The sequence below is a fragment of the Comamonas sp. CAH-2 genome (genome assembly GCF_009668305.1).
Lineage (GTDB): Bacteria > Pseudomonadota > Gammaproteobacteria > Burkholderiales > Burkholderiaceae_C > Comamonas > Comamonas aquatica.
On record NZ_VSWF01000089.1, the window covers coordinates 1 to 446 of the forward strand.

Annotated in this window: 1 protein-coding gene; it reads left to right on the top strand. The window is 51.3% G+C overall.

Annotation, left to right across the window (positions count from 1 at the left end; translation table 11 throughout):
- Window positions 1–43 precede the first annotated feature (43 nt).
- On the top strand, window positions 44–446 hold a 403-nt coding region (locus tag FYM52_RS18595), incomplete at its 3' end, for a hypothetical protein (protein ID WP_238826276.1).

Sequence of the window (446 nt, forward strand, 5' to 3'; positions counted from 1 at the left end):
ATATAAGCAGAGCTGGTTTAGTGAACCGTCAGATCCGGCCACCATGGCCGCCGTGGCACTGCGAGAACAACAGCTCCAACGAAATAGTCTGGATGGATACGGTTCACTGCCTAAACTGTCTAGCCAAGACGAAGAAGGTGGCGCCGGCCATGGCTTCGGTGGGGGCCCTCAGCATTTCGAGCCTATTCCCCATGACCACGACTTCTGTGAGAGAGTCGTGATCAACGTGAGTGGCCTTCGGTTTGAAACACAACTTCGAACATTGAATCAATTTCCCGATACTCTCTTGGGAGATCCCGCCCGCCGACTGCGATATTTTGACCCATTGCGAAACGAGTATTTTTTTGACCGAAGTCGACCTAGTTTTGACGCAATTCTCTATTACTATCAATCAGGAGGGCGCTTGCGCCGGCCCGTAAACGTACCACTTGATGTCTTTAGTGAAG